Raw genomic sequence first — 1,370 nt, forward strand, 5'->3', positions numbered from 1 at the left:
CTTGCATAAAACCGTCTTTAGCGGACTCTTTTTTGAGCTCAATATGAATGATTGGGAGCCCATTAATCAGCAAGCTCACATCTCCACGATCTACTCTAGAGGAATCTGGGACCACTTGGTGAACCACCTCATAAGAAGAAGTTCCTCCTGAGATATCCTTATTTCTAAAGGCTTCTAAAGTCACTTTTTTCCCATTTTCTCGCTCTAATAAAACTTGAGCCACCCCGTTTTCTCCTCTAAGCCATTGAGAAGCTAAAAAAGGCGTTCCGGTCAAACGTGAAAACTCGACTTTGACTTGCTTAAATTCTTTGTCCGTTAATAGTTGCTCTTCCAATACTGCTAAATTTATTCGGTTCAAATGGCCTCTAAAGTTTTGCCAAAGTGCTTCTTCCGACTTCAAGTCCGGACGATAAGTCCACTGATTTTCTTTCTCACTTAAGATCTGTATGAACTGGTTTTCAATCATTTGTTCCGAATGACTCATTTGATCCCCCTCATTTCCATAGTTTCCACCATTTTTTAGATTCTGTTTTTACCGGCTCTTTTTCTTTTGCCTTGTTTCGTTCTTTTTCTGATAACCTCAATTGAGCTTTCAATTCATTGATTTCTTCCTGCGCCTCACCCCTTATCGACGAGCCATCTTTCATATCCTCCTGAGGCATTTTAAGAGCTTTCAATTCATTGATTTCTGATTTATACTCTTCTAGTACTTTTTTATCCTGTAAGGCTAGACGTTGTTGCTGGTCTAATAGCTTATGAAGATCTTTTTTTTCTGATTGGAGTTCGGACACTAGATTCCTTAAAAATAAAATCTCTTCATTCCCCTCTGGATTGTCATCAACTGAATTATCCACGTTGTCGTCAACAAAAACTTTTTGTTGACGTTTTTTAGTTGACGTTTTGTTAAAAAAAGCATTCTTAATAACTTTTTGACCATCAACGTCAACGTAAACGGTATTTCCTTTTTTTGACGTAAATTGACGTAAATCTATTGACGATTCTTTTTTTATTTTTTGCCATACAGCTTGCTTTGAAACACCTATTTCATCCGCAAGCTCTTTGATTGTCTTTAACTTTTCACTCATCATAAGTCCTGCCTTTTAACCGTGGGTAGGTATTGCTCGATTGCTTTTTTGAGATACTTCGCTACATTGCGCTTAGAATATTCTTCACGCTTGCTAGATACATAAGACAAGTGGTCTTTGACTCCATTAAGCCCTCTCAATTCTTTCAGTTCGTCATAGAGAGGGTACACATTTTTCTGTAAGCCTGCCATTGTTGCCGTATCTGTCATTTCTAATGGTGACAAAAGAAAATTTTCAATCAATAGCTTGGTGTATTTGCTTTTCATTGCTTCAATAGCTAGCTTA

At 37.4% G+C, this 1,370-nt stretch carries 3 protein-coding genes; all 3 read right to left on the reverse strand.

The window, feature by feature from the left end; all coding sequences use genetic code 11:
- A partial coding sequence (locus tag ABT186_RS47750; protein WP_351930705.1) for a type I restriction endonuclease occupies positions 1-484 on the reverse strand: 484 nt, incomplete at its 3' end.
- A gap of 10 nt (positions 485-494) precedes the next feature.
- On the reverse strand, positions 495-1,088 hold the full coding sequence (locus tag ABT186_RS47755) for a hypothetical protein (protein ID WP_351502938.1): 594 nt from the start codon (positions 1,086-1,088) through the stop codon (positions 495-497).
- A partial coding sequence (locus ABT186_RS47760) for a hypothetical protein (protein WP_502973569.1) occupies positions 1,085-1,370 on the reverse strand: 286 nt, incomplete at its 5' end. The genes ABT186_RS47760 and ABT186_RS47755, both read right to left, overlap by 4 nt.

Origin of the sequence: Streptomyces sp. NPDC001634, from assembly GCF_040298185.1 — a bacterium.
Lineage (GTDB): Bacteria > Actinomycetota > Actinomycetes > Streptomycetales > Streptomycetaceae > Streptomyces.

Excerpts from the sequence above, each read along its gene's own strand:
- ABT186_RS47755 (WP_351502938.1), bottom strand. The coding sequence starts at position 1,088 with ATGATGAGTGAAAAGTTAAAGACAATCAAAGAGCTTGCGGATGAAATA.